Origin of the sequence: Halostella limicola (genome assembly GCF_003675875.1) — an archaeon.
Classification (GTDB): Archaea; Halobacteriota; Halobacteria; order Halobacteriales; family Natronoarchaeaceae; genus Halostella; species Halostella limicola.
Genome location: NZ_RCDI01000002.1, coordinates 552,673 through 572,460, shown reverse-complemented (window position 1 = coordinate 572,460; position 19,788 = coordinate 552,673). Strand labels below are relative to the sequence as shown.

The window sequence follows — 19,788 nt, the reverse complement described above, 5'->3', positions numbered from 1 at the left end:
TGTGCCGGCCGCGCACAGCCACGGGCCGTGGGTTATACCAGTCCCGTCGCCGTCGAACGAACCATGAGCACACCCCTCGCGCGCGGCGCTCGCCGCGCACCGGAGCAGCCCTCGGCCGAGCGGGACGCGGTCGCGACGGAGCGCGGCGCACGTCGATGACGCGGGTCAGACTCGGCGCGGACGTCGGCGGCACGTTCACCGACGTCGTCCTCGCCACCGGCGACGGCATCGTCACGGCGAAGGTCCCGAGCACCGCCGACCAGAGCGTCGGCGTCATGAACGGCGTCAGGACGGCCTGCGACGAAGCGGGGATCGATCCGTCCGCGGTGGACGAGTTCACCCACGCGATGACCGTCTCGGTCAACGCCCTGCTGGAGGAGACGGGCGCGAGGACGGCGCTCGTCACGACCGAGGGGTTCCGCGACGTGCTGGAGATCGGCCGACAGGACCGGCCGGACCTCTACGACCTCGACGCGCGGCGGCCCGACCCGCTGGTGCCGCGCCGCCGCCGCTTCGAACTGCCGGAGCGGGCGACCCCCGACGGCGTGGAGGAGCCGGTCGACGAGGCGGCCGTCCACGAGGTCGCCGAGGCGGTCCGCGAGTCGGGCGCCGAGAGCGTCGCGGTGTGTCTGCTCCACGCGTACGCCGACGCCGAGAACGAGCGGCGGGTCGCCGAGATCCTCGAAGCGGAGCTCGACGCGCCCGTCTCGGCCTCTCACGAGGTGCTCGCCGAGTTCCGCGAGTACGAGCGGGCGTCGACGACGGTCGTCGACGCCTACGTCACGCCGACGATCGACAGCTACCTCGGCCGGCTCACCAGCGAGGCCGTCGACGCGGGGCTGCCCGAACCGCTCGTCATGCAGGCAAACGGCGGGATCGCCGATGCCGAGACCGTCCGCGAGAACGCCGTGACCACGACGATGTCCGGCCCCGCGGCGGGCGTCGTCGGCGCGAGCGCCGCCGCGGGCGAACTGGTCGCCGAGCGCGGCCTCCGCGGGCTCGTCACCTTCGACATGGGCGGCACGTCCAGCGACGTGAGCCTCGTCTGCGACGGCGAGGCCGAGCGCACGACCGACGCGGAGATCAACGGCCGGCCCGTCCGAACGCCGATGGTCGACGTGACGACCGTGGGCGCGGGCGGCGGCTCTATCGCGTGGGTCGACGAGGGCGGCGCGCTCCGCGTCGGCCCCCGCTCGGCCGGCGCGGAGCCGGGTCCCGCCTGCTACGGGAAAGGCGGGACGGAGCCGACCGTCACCGACGCCAACCTCGTCCTCGGCTACGTCGGCGAGAGCACGGAGCTCGGCGGCGAGCTCTCGCTCGACGCGGACGCCGCCCACGACGCGCTCGCCGCCCTCGCGGACGAGGCGGGCCTCGACGGCCCGGTAGAGGCCGCGCGGGGGGTCTACCGCGTCGCCAACGCGAACATGGCGCGGGCCATCCGCTCGGCGACGGTCGAGCGCGGGCACGACCCGCGGCGGTTCGGCCTCGTCGCGTTCGGCGGGGCCGGGCCGATGCACGCCGCGGCGCTCGCCGCCGACCTCGGGGTCGGGACGGTCGTCGTCCCGACGGCGGGGGGCGTCCTCTCCGCGTACGGCCTCCTCGCCGCCGACGAGAAGCACGACGCGGTCCGGACCCACCGCGTCGCGCTCGGCGACACCGACCCCGACCGGGTCGACGACCTGTACGCCGACCTCGAGCAAGAGGTGCTCGCCGACGCCCGCGACCCGGCGTCGAGCGTCGTCCGCCGGCAGGCCGACCTGCGTTACGCCGGCCAGAGCTTCGAACTCGCCGTCGACGTCGAGGGATCGTTCGACCCGGCCCGCGCCGCCGAACGCTTCCACGACGCCCACGAGTCGACGTACGGCTACCGGATGGACGAGCCGGTCGACCTCGTGAACCTGCGCGCGACGGCGACGGCCGCCCGGAGCGGTCCCGCCGCCGAGCGCGAGGCGGCGGGCGAGGCCCTGACCGACCGCCGCGAGGCGCGGTTCGGCGACGGCGCGGCGCGCGAGACGCCGGTTTACGCCCACTCGGCGCTGCCGACCGGGCGGACGGTCGGCGGCCCCGCGGTGGTCGAGCAGGCGGAGAGCACCGTGGTCGTTCCGCCGGCGTGGGACGCCGAGGTGCGCTCCGACGGCGCGCTCGTCCTCACGGGGGGAGACGCATGACCGGGAGCGACACCGAGAGCCGGGTCGACCCGGTCACGCTGGAGATCCTGCGCAACCAGCTGGAGGGCGTCGCCGAGGAGATGGGTCAGGTGCTGATCCGCGGCGCGTACTCGCCGAACATCAAGGAGCGCCAGGACTGCTCGACGGCGCTATTCGACGCGGACGGTCGGATGATCGCGCAGGCCGAGCACATCCCGGTCCACCTCGGCGCGATGCCCGAGGCCGTCGACGCCATCGCCGAGAAGGATCCGGTACCGGGCGAGGTGTACGCCCTCAACGACCCGTTCGCGGGCGGCACGCACCTGCCGGACGTGACGCTCGTCTCGCCGCTCGCGCCCGGCGGGGGAGACGGGGCGAGCGATGGCGGGGACAGCGAGGGCGACGAGGTGGTCGGCTACGCCGTCTCGCGCGCCCACCACGCCGACGTCGGCGGGTCGACGCCCGGCAGCATGCCCGCCGGCGCGCGGGAGATCTACGAGGAGGGGGTCCGCCTGCCGGGCGTCCGCCTCGTCCGCGACGGCGAAATAAACGACGACGTGCTGGACCTCTTCCTCGCGAACGTCCGGACGCCGGACGAGCGCCGGGCCGACCTCCGGGCGCAACTCGCCGCCCACGACCGGGCAGAGGAGCGCCTGGGTGACCTGCTCGACGAGCACGGCGAGACGCTGTTCGACGCGTTCGACGCCGTGATCGACTACTCACGGGACCGGATCGAGGCGGAGATCGCCGAGATACCGGACGGGACCTACGAGGCCCGCGACGCGATGGAGGGCGACGGCGTGACCGAGGACGACGTGCCGATCAGGGTTGCCGTCACCGTCGACGGCACCGAGATTCGGGTCGACTTCTCGGGGACGGCCGACCAGGTGACCGGCAACATCAACGCCCCGCTCGCGGTGGCGAAAAGCGCCGTCTACTTCGTCGTGCGCTGTCTCACCGACCCCGAGATCCCGCCGAACCAGGGGTGTTACGACCCCGTGACGGTCGACGCGCCCGAGGGGTCGCTCCTGAACCCCCGACCGCCGGCCGCCGTCGTCGGCGGCAACGTCGAGACCAGCCAGCGCGTCACCGACGTTGTCTTCGCCGCGCTGGCGCAGGCCGTCCCGGAGCGCGCCCCGGCGCAGGGCCAGGGCACGATGAACAACCTGATCGTCGGCTCGCGCGAGGGCGACTTCGCGTACTACGAGACCATCGGCGGCGGCGCGGGCGCGACCGCCGCCGGCGACGGGACGGACGGCGTGCAGGTCGGCATGACGAACACGCTGAACACCCCCGTCGAGGTGCTGGAGGCGGAGTACCCGCTCCGCGTCGAGCGCTACGCCCTCCGCCCGGGAACCGGCGGCGACGGCGAGCACCGCGGCGGTCTCGGCCTCGAACGCTCGCTCACCGTAGAGCGCGACGCGACGGTGTCCCTGCTCACCGAGCGCCGGCGCACCCGCCCGCGCGGCGTCGCCGGCGGCGGGGACGGCGCGACCGGCGAGAACCTCGTCGGCGGCGAGCGCGTGCCCGCGAAGGCGACCGTCGACGTGTCCGCGGAGACGACTGTCACCGTTCGGACGCCCGGCGGTGGCGGTCACGGCGACCCCGCCGACCGCGATGCGGACGCGCGAGAGCGCGACCGGCGGGACGGGAAAACGGAGGAGTAGCCGCGGGCGACGGTCCCGGCGACACCCGCGGGTGACGCCAGATAGATTTCGCGCCGGTCCCTAGCGAGCGTATGAGCGAATGGGACGCCTCGTCGATGCCGGACCTGTCCGGGAAAACGGTCGTCGTCACCGGCGCGAACAGCGGGATCGGTCTGGAAGCGACGCGGGCGTTCGCGCGGAAGGGGGCACACGTCGTGATGGCGTGTCGCGACGTCGGCCGCGGCGAGTCGGCGAAGGCGACCGTCCGCGAGGACGCCCCGGCCGCGTCGCTGACGGTGCGTGAACTCGACCTCGCGGACCTCGACTCGGTGCGGACGTTCGCCGAGGCGGTCGCGGACGAGGAGCGGGCGCTGGACGTGCTCTGTAACAACGCCGGCGTGATGGCGATCCCCCGCCGGGAGACGGAAGACGGCTTCGAGCGGCAGTTCGGCGTCAACCACCTCGGGCACTTCGCGCTGACGGGCCTGCTCCTTCCCACTCTCCGCGAGACGCCCGGGGAGACGCGGGTCGTCACCCAGAGCAGCGGCGTCCACGAGCGCGGCCGGATCGACTTCGACGACCTCCACGGCGAGGCGTCCTACGACGAGTGGGACGCCTACGCACAGAGCAAGCTCGCGAACGTGCTGTTCGCCTACGAACTCGACCGTCGGCTCGACGCGGCGGGGGCGGACGTCCGCAGCGTCGCCTGCCACCCGGGGTGGGCCGCCACGAACCTCCAGCGGCGCGGCCCGGAGATGGCGGGGTCGCGGCTCCGCCTGCGGCTGATGGAGGTCGCCAACCGGGTCTTCGCCCAGTCGGCGGCCGGCGGCGCGCTCCCGCTGCTGTACGCCGCCACCGCGCCGGCCGTCGAGGGCGGCGACTACGTCGGCCCGGGCGGCCTGCTGAACATGCGCGGCCCGCCCGAGACGCAGCGCTCCAGCGACCGGTCGTACGACGGGTCGGTCGGCCGCCGCCTGTGGGCGGTCTCCGAGGCGGAGACGGGCGTCGCGTATTCCCTCCCCGACCCGGCGTGAGGCGGGTGGCGGTCCGCCGCACGCCGCGAGCGGACGCCCGGCGACTTTATGTCGGTCCGGAAAGCACTGTCCGACGATGATCCGCGACGCTCGGGTCCTCCGGACCGACTTCGTCCCGCGGGAGGTCGAGCACCGCGACCACGAGGTGACCCACCTCTCCGGCGTGCTCCGGCCGCTCACCGACGGGGAGCCGGCGGACACCGTACTCGTGACCGGGCCGACGGGGACGGGCAAGACCTGCGTGACGCGGTTCGTCGGCGAGCGCCTGCGCGAGGAGACCCTCGACGTCGAGTTCCAGTACGTCAACTGCTGGCGGCACTACACCTTCTTCCGCTGCGCCTACGCGGTCCTCGACGGGATGAACCAGACGATGGACGTCCACCGGCAGTCGACGCCGCGGGACGAGCTGCTGGCGCGGTTAGAGGAGTACGACGGGCCGCCGCGCGTGCTCGTCCTCGACGAGGTCGACCAGCTGGAGGACCTGAGCCTGCTGTACGACCTCCACTCGATGCCGCGGTTCGCCCCGGTGCTGATCGCCAACCGCGAGGCGGAGCTGTTCGGCCAGATCGGCGAGCGCATGACCAGCCGCCTCCGCGGCAGCGAGCGGATCCGCTTCGAGAAGTACACGCTGGACCAGCTCGCCGCCATCCTGGAGGCCCGCGCCCGGTCGGGACTGGCCGAGGACGCCGTCGACACGCCCGAACTCGAACGCATCGCCGACGCGGCCGCCGGCGACGCACGCGTCGGGATCAGCGTCCTGCGCAGCGCCGCCCGGCGCGCCGACCGCGAGGGCCGCGACCGGATCACCGCCGACGTTGTCGAGGCGGCCATCCCGGACGCCCGCGAAGCGGTCCATCGGGCGAACCTGGAGAACCTCACCCGCCACCAGAAGATCCTGTACGACGTGGTCGAGGACGCCGAGGCGATCGAACCCGGCGACCTGTACGACCGATACCGCAAGCGGGTCGAGGACGCGAAGTCCGAGCGGACGCTCCGGAACTACATGCGGAAGATGGCGCACTACGACCTGATCGAGATCGAGGGGACCAGCAGCGACCGGGTGTACCGGACCGTCGAGTGATGCCGGAAGCGCGCTCCGGAAACTCCGGAAACGGACCCCGGAGTGGATACCCCCGCCGCTTGCCCGCGGTTTTTGAGCTCGTCGCCGGACTCCGGAAACTCCGGAAACGCCACGCCGCGGCTTATGCGGGCCGGCGGGAAACTCGAAAGTATGGTTCGAACGCCACCGCCCGACGGTCGCGACCTGACGGCGACCCGCGACGACCGACTCGACGTGCCGGAGCTACCGACGCTCGACCCGGGGATCACGCTGCTCGAAACCGACGAGCGGGCGACCGGCCCGCTGCAGGCGCTCGCGCTCGACCACCTCCTACTGGAGGGCGGCGACGCGCTGTGGGTCGACAGCCACGGCCACGCGCAGTCCCAGTTGCTCGCCCGCCTCGCGCCGGGGCGGCGCGTCCTCGACCGCGTGCGGGTCGCTCGGGGGTTCACGCCCACCCAGCACGCGACGCTCGTCGAGCGCCTGCCCGATCGGATCGCGCCGGAGACGTCGCTGCTCGTCCTGCCGGCGATGGACGGCCAGTACCGCGGCGACGAGCTACCGACCGAGGACGCCCGCGGGCTGTTCCTGCGGAGCCTCGCGACGGTCGCCGGCGTCGCCCGCGAGCGCGACCTGCCAGTGCTGGTCACGCGGCGTCGGGACGACGAGTTCGCCGCGCCCCTGTCGAGCGCGGCCGACGCGACGCTCGCCTGCGAGCGGACCGAGTTCGGCCCGCGCTTTCGCTCCGACGAGTTCGAGACGCTCGTCTATCCCGGCGGCCCGGACGGCACCGCGCAGACGACGCTCGCGTACTGGACGCGGATCCTGCGGGCGCGGACCCCGGTCCACGGCGCGACGGCGGAGACCGACGAGCTGCGCCGCGGGGCGACGGCGTCGCCCGCGGACGCGGGGGGGCGGTGATGGGCCGCACGAACCCCACGTACCGGGACCTGCTCCGTCGCACGGCCGAGCGCTGGGAGACGTTCCGCCGCGGCCTCCGCCGGGAGGAGCGCCGCCGCTTCGACGACCTGTGGGAGCACGCCCACCGTCACGCCGACGCGAGCGGCCTGCTGAACCACCCGGACCCCATCGTCCCCGCGCTGTTCTCGATGGCGCTCGAACACCAGCGACGGATCGATGAACTCGGCGCGCGCCTCGACGCGGTGGAGGACGACCGGGAGGGCGGGGGCGACGAGGCGGAGTGCAACGACGCCGACGGCGACTGATGTTCGCGCTCGACTTCCGGGACGACGGCGTCGACGTCTGGTCGCGGACGGCCGACGGCGTCGAGGTAGAGCGCGACGACGAGTACGCGCCGACGCTCTATCTGGAAGCCGACGACTGGGCGTCGGTCGCCGCGAACCGTGACCGCGTGGAAGCACACCCCGACGTCGTCTCGACGGCCCGCGAGGAGTGGCGGCCGGGGTTCCGCGAGGAGCCGACCGACGTGCTCAGGATCGACGCGACCGACGTCGACGCGGTCCGCCCGCTGGCCCGCCAGTTCCGGCGCTGGGAGCGCGCCGGGACGTACCGGCTGTTCGACGTGGACCTCTCGCCGGGGTTTCGTTACTGCCTGGAGACGGGGACGGACCCGACGCCGGAGAGCCCGCTCCGGACGCTGTCGATCGAGGTGCCGCCAGCGGAACTCGCCGGCGACGAACCCCGGATCACGGAGTGTACGGTCGGACCGGGTGACGCCGGCGGCGTCGGGAGCAGCGCGGCGACCAGTGCGGTGACCGAGGCGGAGACGATCACCGGCGACCCGGCGACCGTCGCGGCGGCGGTCGGCGAGCGCGTCGCCGCGGCGGACCCGGACGTGCTCGTCGTGAGCACCGCCCGGATCGTTCCGGTCCTGTTCGAGACGGCGCGCGAGGCGGGGATCGACTTCCAGTTGGGTCGCCGACCGGGCTACCGGAAACGGGCCGGCGCGTCGACCTACGAGAGCTACGGGCAGGTGGGGCACTCGCCAGCGCGGTACGGCGTCCCCGGCAGGGCGATAATCGACCGCGAGAACACCTTCTTCTACCGCGAGACGAACCTGTCGGGCTGTCTCGACCTCGTCGGTCGGTCGGGGAAGCCGCTGCAGGAACTGGCGTGGGCCTCCATCGGCAACGTGCTCACGGCGATCCAGATCCGCGAGGCCAAGTCCCGCGGCGTGCTCGTCCCGTGGCGGTCGTGGCGCGCGGAGTTCTTCAAGTCGATGCGCCAGCTGGGGGCGGCGGACCGCGGCGGCTACACGCTCTCGCCGCGGGCCGGCCTCCACGAGGACGTCCGCGAACTCGACTTCTCGTCGCTGTATCCCAACATTATCGTCACGCGCAACGTCAGCCCCGAGACGGTGCGGTGCGACTGCCATCTCGACCGCGCGGACGTGCCGGAACTGGGGTACAGCATCTGCGACGAGCGGGGGTACCTCCCGGACGTGCTGGAGGAACTGGTGGTGGCGCGCGACGGCATCAAGCGGACGCTCCGCGAGACGGACGACCCCGAGCGCCGCGCGGCGCTCTCCGGCCGGTCGTCGGCGCTGAAGTGGATCCTCGTCGCCTGCTTCGGCTATCAGGGGTTCAGCAACGCGAAGTTCGGCCGGATCGAGTGCCACGAGGCGATCAACGCCTTCGCCCGCGAGATCCTGCTCGACGCGAAAGAGACCCTCGAAGCGGGCGGCTGGGAGGTCGTCCACGGCATCGTCGACAGCCTCTGGGTGACGCCGCGGGAGGGCGTCGATCAGCGGCCGCTCGACGATCTCGCGCGGGAGATAAGCGAGGACGCCGGTATCCGACTGGAGTACGAGGCGGCGCACGACTGGGTGGCGTTCGTCCCGCGGCGGGACTCGAACGCCGGCGCGCTCACGAAGTACTTCGGGAAGCGGGCGAGCAGGGGCGACGGGGCGACGGAAGCAGCGGACGGAGCGGGAGACGCCTTCAAGTACCGCGGGATCGAGTGCCGCCAGCGCTCGACGCCCGAGTGGGTCGCCGACGTGCAGCGCGACCTGATCGCGGCGCTGGACGAATACCGCGAGCCGGAACCCGTCTGCGGCGTCCTCGCGCAGTTCCTCCAGCGCCTCGACGCGGGCCGCGTCGACCCCGCGCGCCTCGCCGTCACGAACCGCGTCTCGAAGGAACCGGGGGAGTACGCGCACTACACCCGGTCGACGGCGGCGCTCGACCGCGCGGACGACGCCGGCATCGACGTCGAGCCGGGCCAGTCCGTCGACTACGTCGTCGTGGACGACGAGAGAGACACCAGGGCACGGGTCGCGCTCGCTGCGGAGGAGCCGGACGGCTACGACGCCGACTACTACCGCGACCGGACCCTCCGCGCCGCCGAGAGCGTCCTCTCGCCGCTGGGGTGGGACCGCGAGCGGATCGCCGCGTACCTCGCGGACCGGGAGGACGCCGCCGTGACGGCCTACGGCGATCGATCAGCCGAATAGCTGCTTCACGGCGTCGGTCATCGTGTTCACGCGCGCCCAGTGCTCGAACGACTCCTCGCGGACGCCGTTGGTGACGTAGGCGAATCCCAGATCCGAGTCGAGGTCGCCCCAGCCCGCGATGCTGCCGAGGCCGAGGTGGCCGAACGTCGACGCGGAACTCACCGTGCCGAAGGAGTCGGTGACGCCGCCGCCGATCCAGACGCCGAGGCCGTAGCGGGCCGGCCGCGACAGCGTGCCGTCGTCCTCGGTCTCGGCCTGAAGCGTCGTCATCGCGTCGACGGTCTCCGGCCCCAACACCCGCGTCCCGTCGAGTTCGCCGCCGTTGGCCATGCAGGCGTAGAACCGCGCCATGTCGCGGGCGGTGCCGACGCCGGTCGCGGCGGGGACGGCGGCCCGCTGCACGCCCGGTTCGTTGAACGCCGCCGCGGCCTCCTTCTCCGTCATGTCTTCGAGGCCCTCGCCGGGGTCGCGACAGCGGTCGAACTCGTCGAAGCCGACGAGCGTCGCGATCTCCTCGGGGTCGTCCGCGCCGATGGACGTGCGGTCCATCCCGAGCGGGCCGAACAGATTCTCCTCGGCGTACTCGTCGATGGGCGTCCCGGAGACCCGGCGGACGAGTTCGCCGACCAGCCAGCCGTAGGTAAGCGTCTGGTACGCCGGCGTGCCGGGATCGAGCGGCGGTTCGGCGTCCTCCATTGCCGCGGCCGCGGCGTCCAAGTCCCCCCACAGGTCCGGCCGGTCGTCGAACGCGCTCTCGTTGAGCCCCGACTGGTGGCTGAGCACCTGCCGGACGGTGATCCCGGCCTTCGCCGTCCCGTCGTCGGCGAACTCCGGCCAGTGCTCGACGACCGGGTCGTCGTAGTCGAGGTCGCCGTCCTCGATGAGCTGGTGGAGGCAGACGCCGGCGAACGGCTTGGTGCAGGAGAACAGGAGGTGGCGCTGCTCCGCCGTCGTCTCGCCGCCGTCGGGACCGGTCTCGCCGCCGGCCGCGTCGACGACGAGTTCGCCGTCGCTGTACACCGCGAGCTGTCCGCCGTGGTGCAGGCCTGCTTCGAGGTGCCGGTCGAAGAGCCGCCGGATCGCGTCCGCCGATTCCGTGTCGGATGCTGACATCGTTCACTGGTCGGTTCGACGAGGCCACCTATGAACCTGACGACGTGTCAGATGAGAACCAAGAACCGTGCCGTAAACGCCGCCTTCGACGGCGTAGGGGGCGGCTGACGGACGCGCCGGCGCGGAAGGTGCCGACTGACTGACCGGAATGCCGGACGTAACAAAGGGCGGACGTGTCCGACCACGAATCGGTCACGATGGAATCGTATCGCGACGCAGTATCGACTGAACGGACCCGCCGGACCGGCAAACGGGGGCGCTCCCCGCCCGGGACCGGCGCGAGACGAGGGTGGTGCGCGTGACGAGCGCGCGACGGCTCGGGGCGCTCTGCGCCGCCGCGATGCTTCTCCTCTCGGCGACGACGGCGGGCGTCGGCGGGGCGCTGGCGACCGCGCCCCCCGCCGCGAACGAGGGGGAGATCGAGGGATGCACCGTCATCGACGAGCCCGGCTCCTACGAGTTCACCGGCGACGTCGAGACCAACGAGAGCGGCCCGTGTATCGAGATCCGGACCAGCGACGTCTCGATCGACGGGAACGGCTACTTCCTCAGCCAGACGGGGCCGTACCCCGAGAACTCGACGACCGACGGCGTGTACGTCAACGGGACGGACCGCTCCCTGACGAACGTGACGGTGGAGAACATGACCGTCGAGAACTGGCGGCTCGGCGTCTACTACGAGCGCACCTCCGGGGGCACCGTCAGCGACGTGCGGTCGCTCGGGAACCTCTACGGCGTCCGGACGCTCTACGCCGAGGGCCTGACCGTCGCGGACTCCGAGGCCCGGTACAACTCGCTCGGCTTCACCGACCGCCGGTCAGAGAACCTGACGTTCCGGAACAACTCGGCCGTCGAGAACAAGTGGGGGTACCACTTCGAGGGCAACAGCACGGGCCACGCGCTCACGGACAACTACGCCGCGGGCAACAGCAAGTACTCGTTCTACACCAACTACGTCGAGGAGCCGGCGAACTACGCGGTCGAGAACCTCACGATGGGCGAGGGCGACGCGCGCGTCTCCGTCGACTTCGAGGGCGGCCGAAGCACCGCCTTCCGGCCGACCGAGAGCCCGCCGGCCGCACCCGGTAACATGACCGACGCCGGCGCGCACGTCGAGCTCAGCATGACCGCCGGCGGCGGCACGTCGCTCGACGCGTTCACCGTCCGCTACGCGAACGCGACGGGCGTCGACGAGTCCACCCTGACGCTGTGGCAGCACGACGGCGCGTCGTGGACCGAGTTCGACGACCCGAACGCCGCGGACCCGGCGGCGAACGCCGTCACCGCGGAGGGGATCGTCACGAGCGACGTGAACGACGGCTCGGTCGTCGTCGCGCCGCTCGGCGAGGAGAGCGAGGGCGTCGATCCGAACGCGTCGCTCGACGCCGACCCCGCCGAGGCCGCAGTGAACGAGACGGTGACGCTCGACGCCAGCGGGTCGACCGCCGGCGACGACGCCGCGTACGAGTGGGACGTCGACGGCGACGGGTCGGTCGACGAGACCACCGCGAACGCGACGACGACGCACGCGTACGCGGAGAGCGGCGAGTACGAGGCGACGGTAACGGTGGTCGACGACGGCCGCGAGGACGCCGCGGCGACCACCGTCGCGGTGACCGACTCGGACGGCGGGAACGACGGCAGTGGCGGAAGCGACGGAAGCGACGGTAGCGACGACGGCGACACTGGCGGAAGCACCGGCGGCGTCGCCCCCGCTCCGAGCGGCGGCTCCGCTCCCGCACCGTCCGACGACGGCGACGACGAGATGACCGTCGACGTCGAGAGCGACGACGGCGGCGTCACCGCGACCGTCGAGAACGGCGAGAACGGCGAGACGATCGCCGTCGACCTCGCCGAGCACGGCGTCAACACGTCCGCGGTCGCGTTCGAGAACCTGTCGACGACGCTCGCCGCCGACGCCGACGGGAACCTGTCGGTCGACGCGACCGAAGCGTCGCCGCTGTCCGACGACGCAGCCACTGACGGCTACGAGCCGGTGTCGTATCTCTCCATCACGGACGACCTCGGCGACGGGGCGCTCGAAAACGGCACGTTCAGCTTCTCGCTGAACGAGAGCCGGATCGACGCCGACGCCGAGCACGTGACGGTGCAGGTGTACCGCGACGGCGAGTGGCGGTCGGTCGAGACCAACGTCTCCGAGACCGACGGCGAGCGGACCTACAGCGTCGACGCCGACGGCTTCTCCGTGTTCTCGGTCGGCATCGACCGGCCGGCCGTCGGAGTGACGGCCCTGGACGCGAGCGAGTCGAGCGTCGAGACCGGTGACGAAGTCACCGTTCAGGCGACGCTCGCGAACGACGGCGCGGTCGAGGGGACGACGACCGCGACCCTGCAGGTCGACGGCGAGGCGCGGTTCGACCGCGAGGTGACGGTGCCCGCGAACGGCACCGTCGTCGTCACGTTCAGCCCGCAGTTCGAGAAGTCGGGCGAGCGCACCCTCTCCGTCGGCGACGCGACGGCGACCGTGACCGTCGAGGAGCGAGAGACCGCGACGGAGACGACCGCGGACGCGACGACGACCGACGAGGAGAGCGGCGACGCCGAGGAGGCGTCGACGACCGGGCAGCCCGGCTTCGGCCTCTCGGCCGCGCTGGTCGCGCTCGTCGCCGCGGCGCTGGTCGCCCTTCGGCGGCGACGGTAAGCCGCTCCGGCGAGAACCTCTTCGCAGGTATTTCTTCGGCGATACCGTCAGCAGGCGTAGCGGCAGCGCTCGCGGACGGAGTACGGTCGGCAAGCGCCGCGGTGGACGGGGAAACCCGAGCGCCTCAGACGTAGCGCTCGACCATCGAGACGAGTTCGTCGGTGTCGACGAAGCCGTCGGCGCGGCGGTCGACCTCCTCGCCGTCGGCGAACAGGACGAGCGTCGGGACGCTCCGCACGTCGTACTCGTCGACGAGGTCGAGGTCGGTGCGGGGGTTGCACATCGCGACGACCGCGTCGGTGGCGCGGGCGACGTTACCGACGACGGGTTCGACGGCCTGACAGAGCGTGCAGCCCTTCGTGTAGAAGTCCACGAGGACGACCTCGTGCTCGGCGACGAGCGCGTCGAGTTCGTCCCCGGTGTCGACGTGGACGGGCGTGTCGAAGCGGTCGTCCGTCGTCGTTGCGGTGTCGGTCATCACCGGTGATAGGCGGCGGGCGCTCTTTCGACTTTCGGGGGAATGCGGGCGGCCCGCACCGGCGCGCCGCGAGCGCGTCGCCGCGAGCCGACCGCCCGCCGCGGCGGGTTTCGAGAGGTATATCCGGTCGGGGGAACGGTGACTGCACATGGACGACCCGGCGCTGGGACCGCCCGAGAAGATGGCGGAGCGGAGCGAGGACCTGACGCCGATGATGAGTCAGTACCACGACCTCTGCGAGCGCTACGACGACTCGCTCGTGCTCTTTCAGGTCGGCGACTTCTACGAGACGTTCTGCGAGGCCGCCGAGACCGTCTCCCGGCTGCTGGAGATCACGCTGACGAAGCGCGAGGACAGCACGGGCACGTACCCGATGGCTGGCATCCCGATGGACAACGCCGAGTCGTACGTCGAGACCCTGCTCGACGCCGGCTACCGCGTCGCCGTCGCTGACCAGGTGCAAGAGCCCGAGGAGGCCTCGGGCGTCGTCGACCGGGCGGTGACCCGCATCGTCACGCCCGGCACGCTCACCGAAGACGAGCTGCTGGAGACCGACGACAACAACTTCGTCGCCTGCCTCACCGAGTCGACCGGCGACGCCGACGAGAGCGACAGCCCGGGCGCGGACGCCGAGTACGGCCTCGCGCTGCTCGACGTCTCCACCGGCGACTTCTACGTGACGGGGACGGACTCGCTGTCGACGGTCGCCGACGAAGTGGGCCGGTTCGCGCCACCGGAGGCCATCGTCGGCCCGGGGGTGCGCGTCGGCGCGGAGGAGGCGTTCGACGCGGACTGCATGGTGACGCCGTACGACGAGGCGGCGTTCGAGAGCGACCGCGCTCGCGAGACGGTCGCGGCGTACTTCGGGTCGCCGGACCGCCTGCTCGCCTCCGACGCCGAGATCCGGGCCTGCGGCGCGCTGCTCGCCTACGCCGAGTACACCCGCGGCGGGCAGGACGGATACCTCGACTACCTCAACCACCTGACGCGGTACGACCCGCGGGAGTACATGCTCATGGACGCGGTGGCGCTCCGGAGCCTCGAACTGTTCGAGCGCCGGGGCGTCCACGGCGCGGGCGGCGCGACGCTCGTCGAGGTGGTCGACGAGACCGCGAGCGCGATCGGGAGCCGGAAGCTGAAGGACTGGCTTCGCCGCCCGCTGGTCGACCGCGAGCGCATCGAGGCCCGCCACGCCGCCGTCGAGGAGTGGACCGAGCGCGTCCGGACGCGCGAGGCGGTCCACGACCGCCTGCGGGACGTGTACGACGTCGAGCGGCTCATCGCCCGCGTCTCCCGCGGCCGGGCGAACGCGCGGGACCTCCGCTCGCTCAAGGAGACGCTGGACGTGGTGCCGGACCTGAAAGCGCACCTCGCGGACGCTGAGACCGAGAAGCTCCGCGAGATCCGCGAGAGCCTCGACGACCTCGAAGACGTCCGCGACCTGATCGGCGAGGCGATACGGGAGAACCCGCCCGCCGAGATCACGGAGGGCGACCTCATCAGGGAGGGGTACGACGAGGAGCTCGACGACCTGCGCGAGACCGAGCGCTCCGGCAAGGCGTGGATAGACGACCTCCAGGCGCAGGAGCGCGAGCGCACCGGCATCGACTCGCTGAAGGTGGGCCACAACTCGGTCCACGGCTACTACATCGAGGTGACCGACGCCAACCTCGACCGCGTGCCCGACGACTACACGCGCCGGCAGACGCTGAAGAACTCCGAGCGCTACTACACGCCCGAACTCAAGGAGCGCGAGGACGAGATCATCAGCGCCGAGCAGCGCGCCGACGACCTAGAGTACGAGCTGTTCCGCGAGGTGCGCTCGCGAGTCGGCGCCGAGTCCGAGCGCATCCAGCGGCTCGCGGACACCGTCGCCGAACTCGACGCGCTCGTGTCGCTCGCCGAGGTAGCGGCGAAACACGACTACGCGCGCCCCGAGATGGTCGAGGACGGCGTCCGGATCGAGGGCGGCCGCCACCCCGTCGTCGAGCGCACGCAGGAGTCGTTCGTCCCCAACGACGCCGCGTTCGACGACGACTCGTTCGTCGCCGTCATCACCGGCCCCAACATGAGCGGGAAGTCGACGTACATGCGGCAGGTCGCGCTGATCTGCGTCCTCGCGCAGGTCGGTAGCTTCGTCCCCGCCGACGCCGCCGAACTCCGGATCGTCGACCGCGTGTTCACCCGCGTCGGCGCGAGCGACGACATCGCCGGCGGCCAGTCGACGTTCATGGTCGAGATGACCGAGCTCTCGGAGATCCTGCGGGCCGCCACCGAGGACTCGCTCGTCCTGTTAGACGAGGTGGGCCGCGGCACGAGCACGACCGACGGCTTCGCCATCGCGCGGGCCGTCACCGAGTACGTCCACGACCGGGTCGGCGCGACGACCCTGTTCGCTACCCACCACCACGACCTCACCGCGGTCGCGGACGACCTCCCGGGCGCGTTCAACCGCCACTTCGCGGCGGACCGGGAGGCGGAAGACGGCGACGTGACGTTCAGCCACGAGATCCGCCCCGGCCCGGCGACCGCGTCTTACGGCGTCGAGGTGGCGAGCATGGCCGGCGTCCCCGACCCCGTCGTCGACCGGGCGCGGGCGCTGCTGGACGGGCACGAGGGTGCGGACGAGGAGGCCGCTGCGGGCGGCGGCGCCGCCGAAGCATCGCCCGCCGCGCGCGCTCGGACCGAAGCAGACGACTCGCCCGCCGTGGCCGCCGACGGCGACCCGGACGTGCCGCTCTCGGTCGCCGAACGCCTCCGCTCGACCAGCATCGCCGACACGACGCCGCTGGAGGCGCTGGAACTGCTCGACGAGCTGAAGCGCGAGCTAGACTGAGGACTCCGTCTCCTTTCCTTCCTTCCAGACGAGGCCCGTGACCGTCCCGGTCAGCACGACCTCGCCGTCGTCGTTCTCGCAGACCACGTCCACCGTCAGGTCGTAGCGGTCCGCGCGCTCCTCGACGCTCTCGGTGGTCCACGTGCAGGCGATCCGCTGGCCCGTGTAGACGGGCGCGACGAACTCGAACTCCATCGTCCGGGCGAGCACGTCGAGGTCGCCGCCGATCTTGGTCGGGAGCGTCGCGGTCAGCAGGCCGTGGACCAGCAGGCGGCCCTCCTCGCCCGGCTCCGTGTGGCGCGACTGGTCGTCGCCGGAGACGTCGGCGAACGTGCGGACGTCCTCGGTCGTGAACGTCCGCTCGAACGCGTGCGTTTCGCCCTCCGTCGGGACGTTCTCGGTCATCGGTCGGCACGTCGGCGGCCGGTCCCTTAGTTGGTGAGTACCGGCTCCCTCACGTCGGCAGCGCAGCGACCAGAGCGAACGCGAACAGCGGAAGCGCGAAGACGGCCGCGTACCACGCAGCGCCGACGACGAGCAGGAGCCACGTCCCCGGACCGTAGCCGGTCGGGTCCCAGTCGACGCCGAGCCGCGGCAGTCCGACGCCCGCGACCAGAGGGAGGCCGACCACGTACGCCGCTGCGAGCGGGACGGTCAGGTTCAGGAGCGCGTTCGACGTCCCGGCGGGGTCGGAGGGCGCGCCGGCTATCGCGGCGATAGCGCCGAAGACCCACGGGAGCGAGAGCGCGACGGCGACGAGCGAGTAGTTCGCGGCGGTCGACCCCGTCGGCGGGAGCCGGCGGAACAGCTCGCTGAGGCGGTCGGACAGGAGAAGCGGACTCCAGAGCAGTCCCGCGACCGCACCGGGGAGGACGGCGAGGAGGGCGAGGACGCCGAGGGCCAGGAGGTCCCCGACGACCGCGATCGTCTCGAGCATCACCGACGGGAAAAGAACACCTCGGCGTGAAAGCTTTCGGGTATCCGAGAGGCGGTGCCGGGGGTCCGAACTACGACGCGTCGTCCGCGGCCACGCTGTACCCCTCGCCGACTTTCACCCGGAGTGCGCGCGGGTGGACGGCGATCCGCACGTCCTCGAACGGCCGTATCTCCCCGTCGAGGCTGAACTGCACGTCGCCGCCGAGGCAGGCGACGTCGAGTTCGGACGCCCGGAGGTCCGTCACGTGGGGCGTCTCCTCGTGGAGCACGCGCTGTTCGACCGCCTCGACGAGGGCGTCGCTCGGCGGCATCTCCTCGACGATGGTCACCCGCAACAGCCCGTCCTCGGCGTTCGCCTGGCCGCCGGTCTTCGCGAACTGCCGGACGTTACCGACTAGCACCGCCAGCGCCTCGCCGCGCCACTCGACGCCACCCTCCGACGTGTCGGCCGCGACGTCCACCCGCAGGCCGTCGAACTCCAGCGCCTCTCGGACCGCGCCGACGACGAACGCGAGCGGCCCGAAGCGGCGCTTGAGGTCGTGGGTCGCCGCGGCGCTCACGTCCGCCGGCAGGCCCGCGATGGCCGACATCACGAACGGCTCGTCGCCGGCCATCCCGAGGTCGATCCGCCGGGTCTCGCCGTCGTCGGCCACCTCGAACCCGTGCTCGGCGTCGCGGATCCCGAGGTCGGACGCGACGATGTTCGCCGTCCCCGCGGGGACGACCGCGAGCGTCACGTCGTCCAGCGCGTCGGCCGAGACCAGTCCCTGAACGACTTCGTGAACGGTGCCGTCGCCGCCGGCGACGCCGAGAAGGGCGACCCCGTCGGCCGCGGCCTCGACGGCGAGGTCGACGGCGTGCCCGGCGCGTTCCGTCTCGACGACGGCGAACCCCCGCTCCGCGGCGAGGTCGCGGATCCGGTCGACGTGGTCGGCCGTGCCGCTCGTCGGGTTCAGTATCAGTCGACGCTCACCCGCGTCCGCGACCGAGGCGTCGCTGGTCATCGGTCGCAGTACGCGCCGAAGGCACAAAGGCGGCGGGCCGCCGACGCCGACCCCGTTCGCCGCGTCACGGCGGCGACAGGGCGACGAACTCCAGGCCCTTCTCGTTGAGCAGTCGCCGGGCCCGGTCGGTGACCGAGGGCGCGACGAGGATCCCCCGGACGCTCGCATCGGCGTGGAGCGACCGCTCCAGCGCGTCGACGTAGCGGCCGAGCTGGCCGACGGCGTCGGGGCCGACGCGCCGGCGCTTCAGTTCGACGACGACGGTGCGGCCGTCGGCGTCCTCGCCGTATATGTCGACCGCACCGGCGGGGGTGTCGCGCTCGGTCGCTAACGGGGCGAACCCGGGCTCGATCAGGCCGGGGTCGTCGAGGATCCGCTGGCGGAGGTCCTCCTCGGTCCCTTCGAGCGCGAGGTCGCTCCCGTCTGTGAGGTCGAAGGCGGACACCTGGTCGACGCGCTCGAACGCGACGAGCAGTTGCTCGTCCGGCGAGGACCGGAGGCTCCGGACGCGGAACCGGCCGTCGTCGGTCAGCGACGGCTCGTGCGTACAGCCCGGCGGCTGCCAGTTGACGGGCTGTTGGCCCTCGTCGGTGTGGACGAGGATGGTCCCGTCGGGCTTGAGCATCACGTGGCGGTCGCCGGGGCCGAGTTCGCTCGACGCGCGGCCGTCGTAGTCGACGGTGCAGCGGCCGAGCAGCGTCACCAGTGCGCCGCGGTCGATGCCGTCCTCGACCGTGGCCAGCGCCTCCTCGTGGGTCGGGGCTCGCAGCGTCACGCCCGCCGACCGTCGCCCGCTCGTAGTCACTGGAACCACGTACGGGACGAGCGGACAAAAGCGGACCGCGTCGGCCGGACGGCCGCGAGGGTCGCCCCCTACTCGGTCAGGACGATCACCTCCCGGTCGCCCGCGCGCTCCTCGACCCGCGCGGCGAGGTAGGCGACGGCCTCGTCGCGGGTGAGCGCGCTGCAGTCGACCGCGTCGGCGACGACGCCCTTCGTCGCCCGGAACCAGCGGCGGGTCCGCGGCCCGCCGTAGGGGCCGCCGTCCGGGTCGACGGCGACCAGCGCGCCCGCGGTCACGTCGGGGGCGACGCCGGGCAGGCCGAACCACAGCGGCAGGTAGGCGGTCACGTCGTACCCCTCGTCGACGACGAAGACCGCTTCGTGTCGTCGGAGGTCGACCGCGTCGAGGACGCCGTCGAAGTCCAGACCGACGGCGGACGGGCGGCGCTCCACGGGGCGGGGACCGAACCCCGGCGACGGGCCGCGCCGGACGCGCGCGCCGCCGGGGCCGCCGAACGGCGTCTCGGCCGTGATCCGACTGGCCAGCGAGAGGTCGGTGCCGCCCCAGCGGGAGTCGTGCAGGTCGTAGTCGCCGTCCGGGCGCTCGTAGGCGACGAGGGCTCTGTGGGCCACGGGACCGCGAGGTGGCCGCGGGA

General features: G+C 72.5%; 16 protein-coding genes. 9 read left to right on the top strand and 7 right to left on the bottom strand.

Translation table 11 applies throughout. The annotated features are described in order from the left end of the window. Positions 1 to 155: 155 nt before the first annotated feature. The 7 genes from D8670_RS10860 (at position 156) to D8670_RS10830 (ending at position 9,320) form a co-directional block, all read left to right on the top strand. Entirely contained in the window at positions 156 to 2,168 is a 2,013-nt protein-coding gene (locus D8670_RS10860; protein WP_121818125.1) for a hydantoinase/oxoprolinase family protein, read from the top strand. Next, positions 2,165 to 3,814, top strand: coding sequence for a hydantoinase B/oxoprolinase family protein (locus tag D8670_RS10855; RefSeq protein WP_121818124.1), 1,650 nt, complete (start codon positions 2,165 to 2,167; stop codon positions 3,812 to 3,814). Before D8670_RS10860 ends, D8670_RS10855 begins: the two co-directional genes overlap by 4 nt. Before the next feature lie 71 nt (positions 3,815 to 3,885). Continuing rightward, positions 3,886 to 4,827, top strand: a complete 942-nt coding sequence (locus tag D8670_RS10850; protein WP_121818123.1) for an oxidoreductase — start codon at positions 3,886 to 3,888, stop codon at positions 4,825 to 4,827. A gap of 76 nt (positions 4,828 to 4,903) precedes the next feature. Continuing rightward, positions 4,904 to 5,908 carry a Cdc6/Cdc18 family protein gene (locus tag D8670_RS10845; RefSeq protein ID WP_121818122.1) on the top strand — a complete coding sequence of 335 codons (1,005 nt, stop codon included), beginning with the start codon at positions 4,904 to 4,906 and terminating at the stop codon, positions 5,906 to 5,908. Positions 5,909 to 6,058: 150 nt separating this feature from the next. Then, complete coding sequence (locus D8670_RS10840) at positions 6,059 to 6,808, top strand: PLP-dependent aminotransferase family protein (protein ID WP_193569349.1); 750 nt, start codon at positions 6,059 to 6,061, stop codon at positions 6,806 to 6,808. Then, complete coding sequence (locus D8670_RS10835) at positions 6,808 to 7,113, top strand: DUF8156 family protein (RefSeq protein WP_121818121.1); 306 nt, start codon at positions 6,808 to 6,810, stop codon at positions 7,111 to 7,113. Before D8670_RS10840 ends, D8670_RS10835 begins: the two co-directional genes overlap by 1 nt. Continuing rightward, complete coding sequence (locus D8670_RS10830) at positions 7,113 to 9,320, top strand: type B DNA-directed DNA polymerase (RefSeq protein WP_233752225.1); 2,208 nt, start codon at positions 7,113 to 7,115, stop codon at positions 9,318 to 9,320. The genes D8670_RS10835 and D8670_RS10830 overlap by 1 nt, the downstream gene beginning before the upstream one ends. On the opposite strand, the gene D8670_RS10825 is transcribed toward D8670_RS10830, so the two are convergent. Further along, positions 9,309 to 10,433, bottom strand: a complete 1,125-nt coding sequence (locus D8670_RS10825) for a serine hydrolase domain-containing protein (RefSeq protein ID WP_121818120.1) — start codon at positions 10,431 to 10,433, stop codon at positions 9,309 to 9,311. The genes D8670_RS10830 and D8670_RS10825 overlap by 12 nt on opposite strands. Before the next feature lie 298 nt (positions 10,434 to 10,731). Between D8670_RS10825 and D8670_RS10820 the strand changes: the two genes are divergently transcribed. Then, positions 10,732 to 13,095 (top strand): PKD domain-containing protein, encoded by a 2,364-nt coding sequence (locus D8670_RS10820; protein WP_162994261.1) that lies wholly within the window; start codon positions 10,732 to 10,734, stop codon positions 13,093 to 13,095. Positions 13,096 to 13,219: 124 nt separating this feature from the next. Here the strand turns inward: D8670_RS10820 and D8670_RS10815 are convergent, their stop codons facing one another. Beyond that, complete coding sequence (locus D8670_RS10815; RefSeq protein WP_121818118.1) at positions 13,220 to 13,573, bottom strand: thioredoxin family protein; 354 nt, start codon at positions 13,571 to 13,573, stop codon at positions 13,220 to 13,222. Positions 13,574 to 13,721: 148 nt separating this feature from the next. Here D8670_RS10815 and mutS point away from each other — a divergent pair, with 148 nt between their 5' ends. After that, on the top strand, positions 13,722 to 16,409 hold the full coding sequence (gene mutS / locus D8670_RS10810; RefSeq protein WP_121818117.1) for a DNA mismatch repair protein MutS: 2,688 nt from the start codon (positions 13,722 to 13,724) through the stop codon (positions 16,407 to 16,409). Here the strand turns inward: mutS and D8670_RS10805 are convergent. From D8670_RS10805 to D8670_RS10785, 5 genes are all read right to left on the bottom strand, one after another. Further along, positions 16,401 to 16,814, bottom strand: coding sequence for a MaoC/PaaZ C-terminal domain-containing protein (locus D8670_RS10805; RefSeq protein WP_121818116.1), 414 nt, complete (start codon positions 16,812 to 16,814; stop codon positions 16,401 to 16,403). The genes mutS and D8670_RS10805 overlap by 9 nt on opposite strands. 49 nt (positions 16,815 to 16,863) lie before the next feature. Beyond that, positions 16,864 to 17,346, bottom strand: coding sequence for a DUF8162 family protein (locus D8670_RS21515; protein ID WP_121818115.1), 483 nt, complete (start codon positions 17,344 to 17,346; stop codon positions 16,864 to 16,866). Positions 17,347 to 17,416: 70 nt separating this feature from the next. After that, positions 17,417 to 18,349 carry a diacylglycerol/lipid kinase family protein gene (locus tag D8670_RS10795; protein ID WP_121818114.1) on the bottom strand — a complete coding sequence of 311 codons (933 nt, stop codon included), beginning with the start codon at positions 18,347 to 18,349 and terminating at the stop codon, positions 17,417 to 17,419. 64 nt (positions 18,350 to 18,413) lie between these two features. Then, positions 18,414 to 19,154 (bottom strand): endonuclease NucS, encoded by a 741-nt coding sequence (gene nucS / locus D8670_RS10790; RefSeq protein ID WP_375137272.1) that lies wholly within the window; start codon positions 19,152 to 19,154, stop codon positions 18,414 to 18,416. Between the two features lie 68 nt (positions 19,155 to 19,222). Next, the gene (locus tag D8670_RS10785; RefSeq protein ID WP_193569348.1) at positions 19,223 to 19,765 is read right to left on the bottom strand and encodes a DUF6735 family protein; all 543 of its coding nucleotides are present in this window, start codon (positions 19,763 to 19,765) and stop codon (positions 19,223 to 19,225) included. Positions 19,766 to 19,788: the final 23 nt, after the last annotated feature.

Coding starts and splice junctions, on each gene's coding strand:
- D8670_RS10805 (WP_121818116.1), bottom strand. CDS start 16,814: ATGACCGAGAACGTCCCGACGGAGGGCGAAACGCACGCGTTCGAGCGG.
- D8670_RS10825 (WP_121818120.1), bottom strand. CDS start 10,433: ATGTCAGCATCCGACACGGAATCGGCGGACGCGATCCGGCGGCTCTTC.
- D8670_RS10795 (WP_121818114.1), bottom strand. CDS start 18,349: ATGACCAGCGACGCCTCGGTCGCGGACGCGGGTGAGCGTCGACTGATA.
- D8670_RS10860 (WP_121818125.1), top strand. CDS start 156: ATGACGCGGGTCAGACTCGGCGCGGACGTCGGCGGCACGTTCACCGAC.
- D8670_RS10850 (WP_121818123.1), top strand. CDS start 3,886: ATGAGCGAATGGGACGCCTCGTCGATGCCGGACCTGTCCGGGAAAACG.
- D8670_RS10845 (WP_121818122.1), top strand. CDS start 4,904: ATGATCCGCGACGCTCGGGTCCTCCGGACCGACTTCGTCCCGCGGGAG.
- D8670_RS10830 (WP_233752225.1), top strand. CDS start 7,113: ATGTTCGCGCTCGACTTCCGGGACGACGGCGTCGACGTCTGGTCGCGG.
- mutS (WP_121818117.1), top strand. CDS start 13,722: ATGGACGACCCGGCGCTGGGACCGCCCGAGAAGATGGCGGAGCGGAGC.
- D8670_RS21515 (WP_121818115.1), bottom strand. CDS start 17,346: ATGCTCGAGACGATCGCGGTCGTCGGGGACCTCCTGGCCCTCGGCGTC.
- D8670_RS10855 (WP_121818124.1), top strand. CDS start 2,165: ATGACCGGGAGCGACACCGAGAGCCGGGTCGACCCGGTCACGCTGGAG.
- D8670_RS10835 (WP_121818121.1), top strand. CDS start 6,808: ATGGGCCGCACGAACCCCACGTACCGGGACCTGCTCCGTCGCACGGCC.
- D8670_RS10840 (WP_193569349.1), top strand. CDS start 6,059: ATGGTTCGAACGCCACCGCCCGACGGTCGCGACCTGACGGCGACCCGC.
- D8670_RS10815 (WP_121818118.1), bottom strand. CDS start 13,573: ATGACCGACACCGCAACGACGACGGACGACCGCTTCGACACGCCCGTC.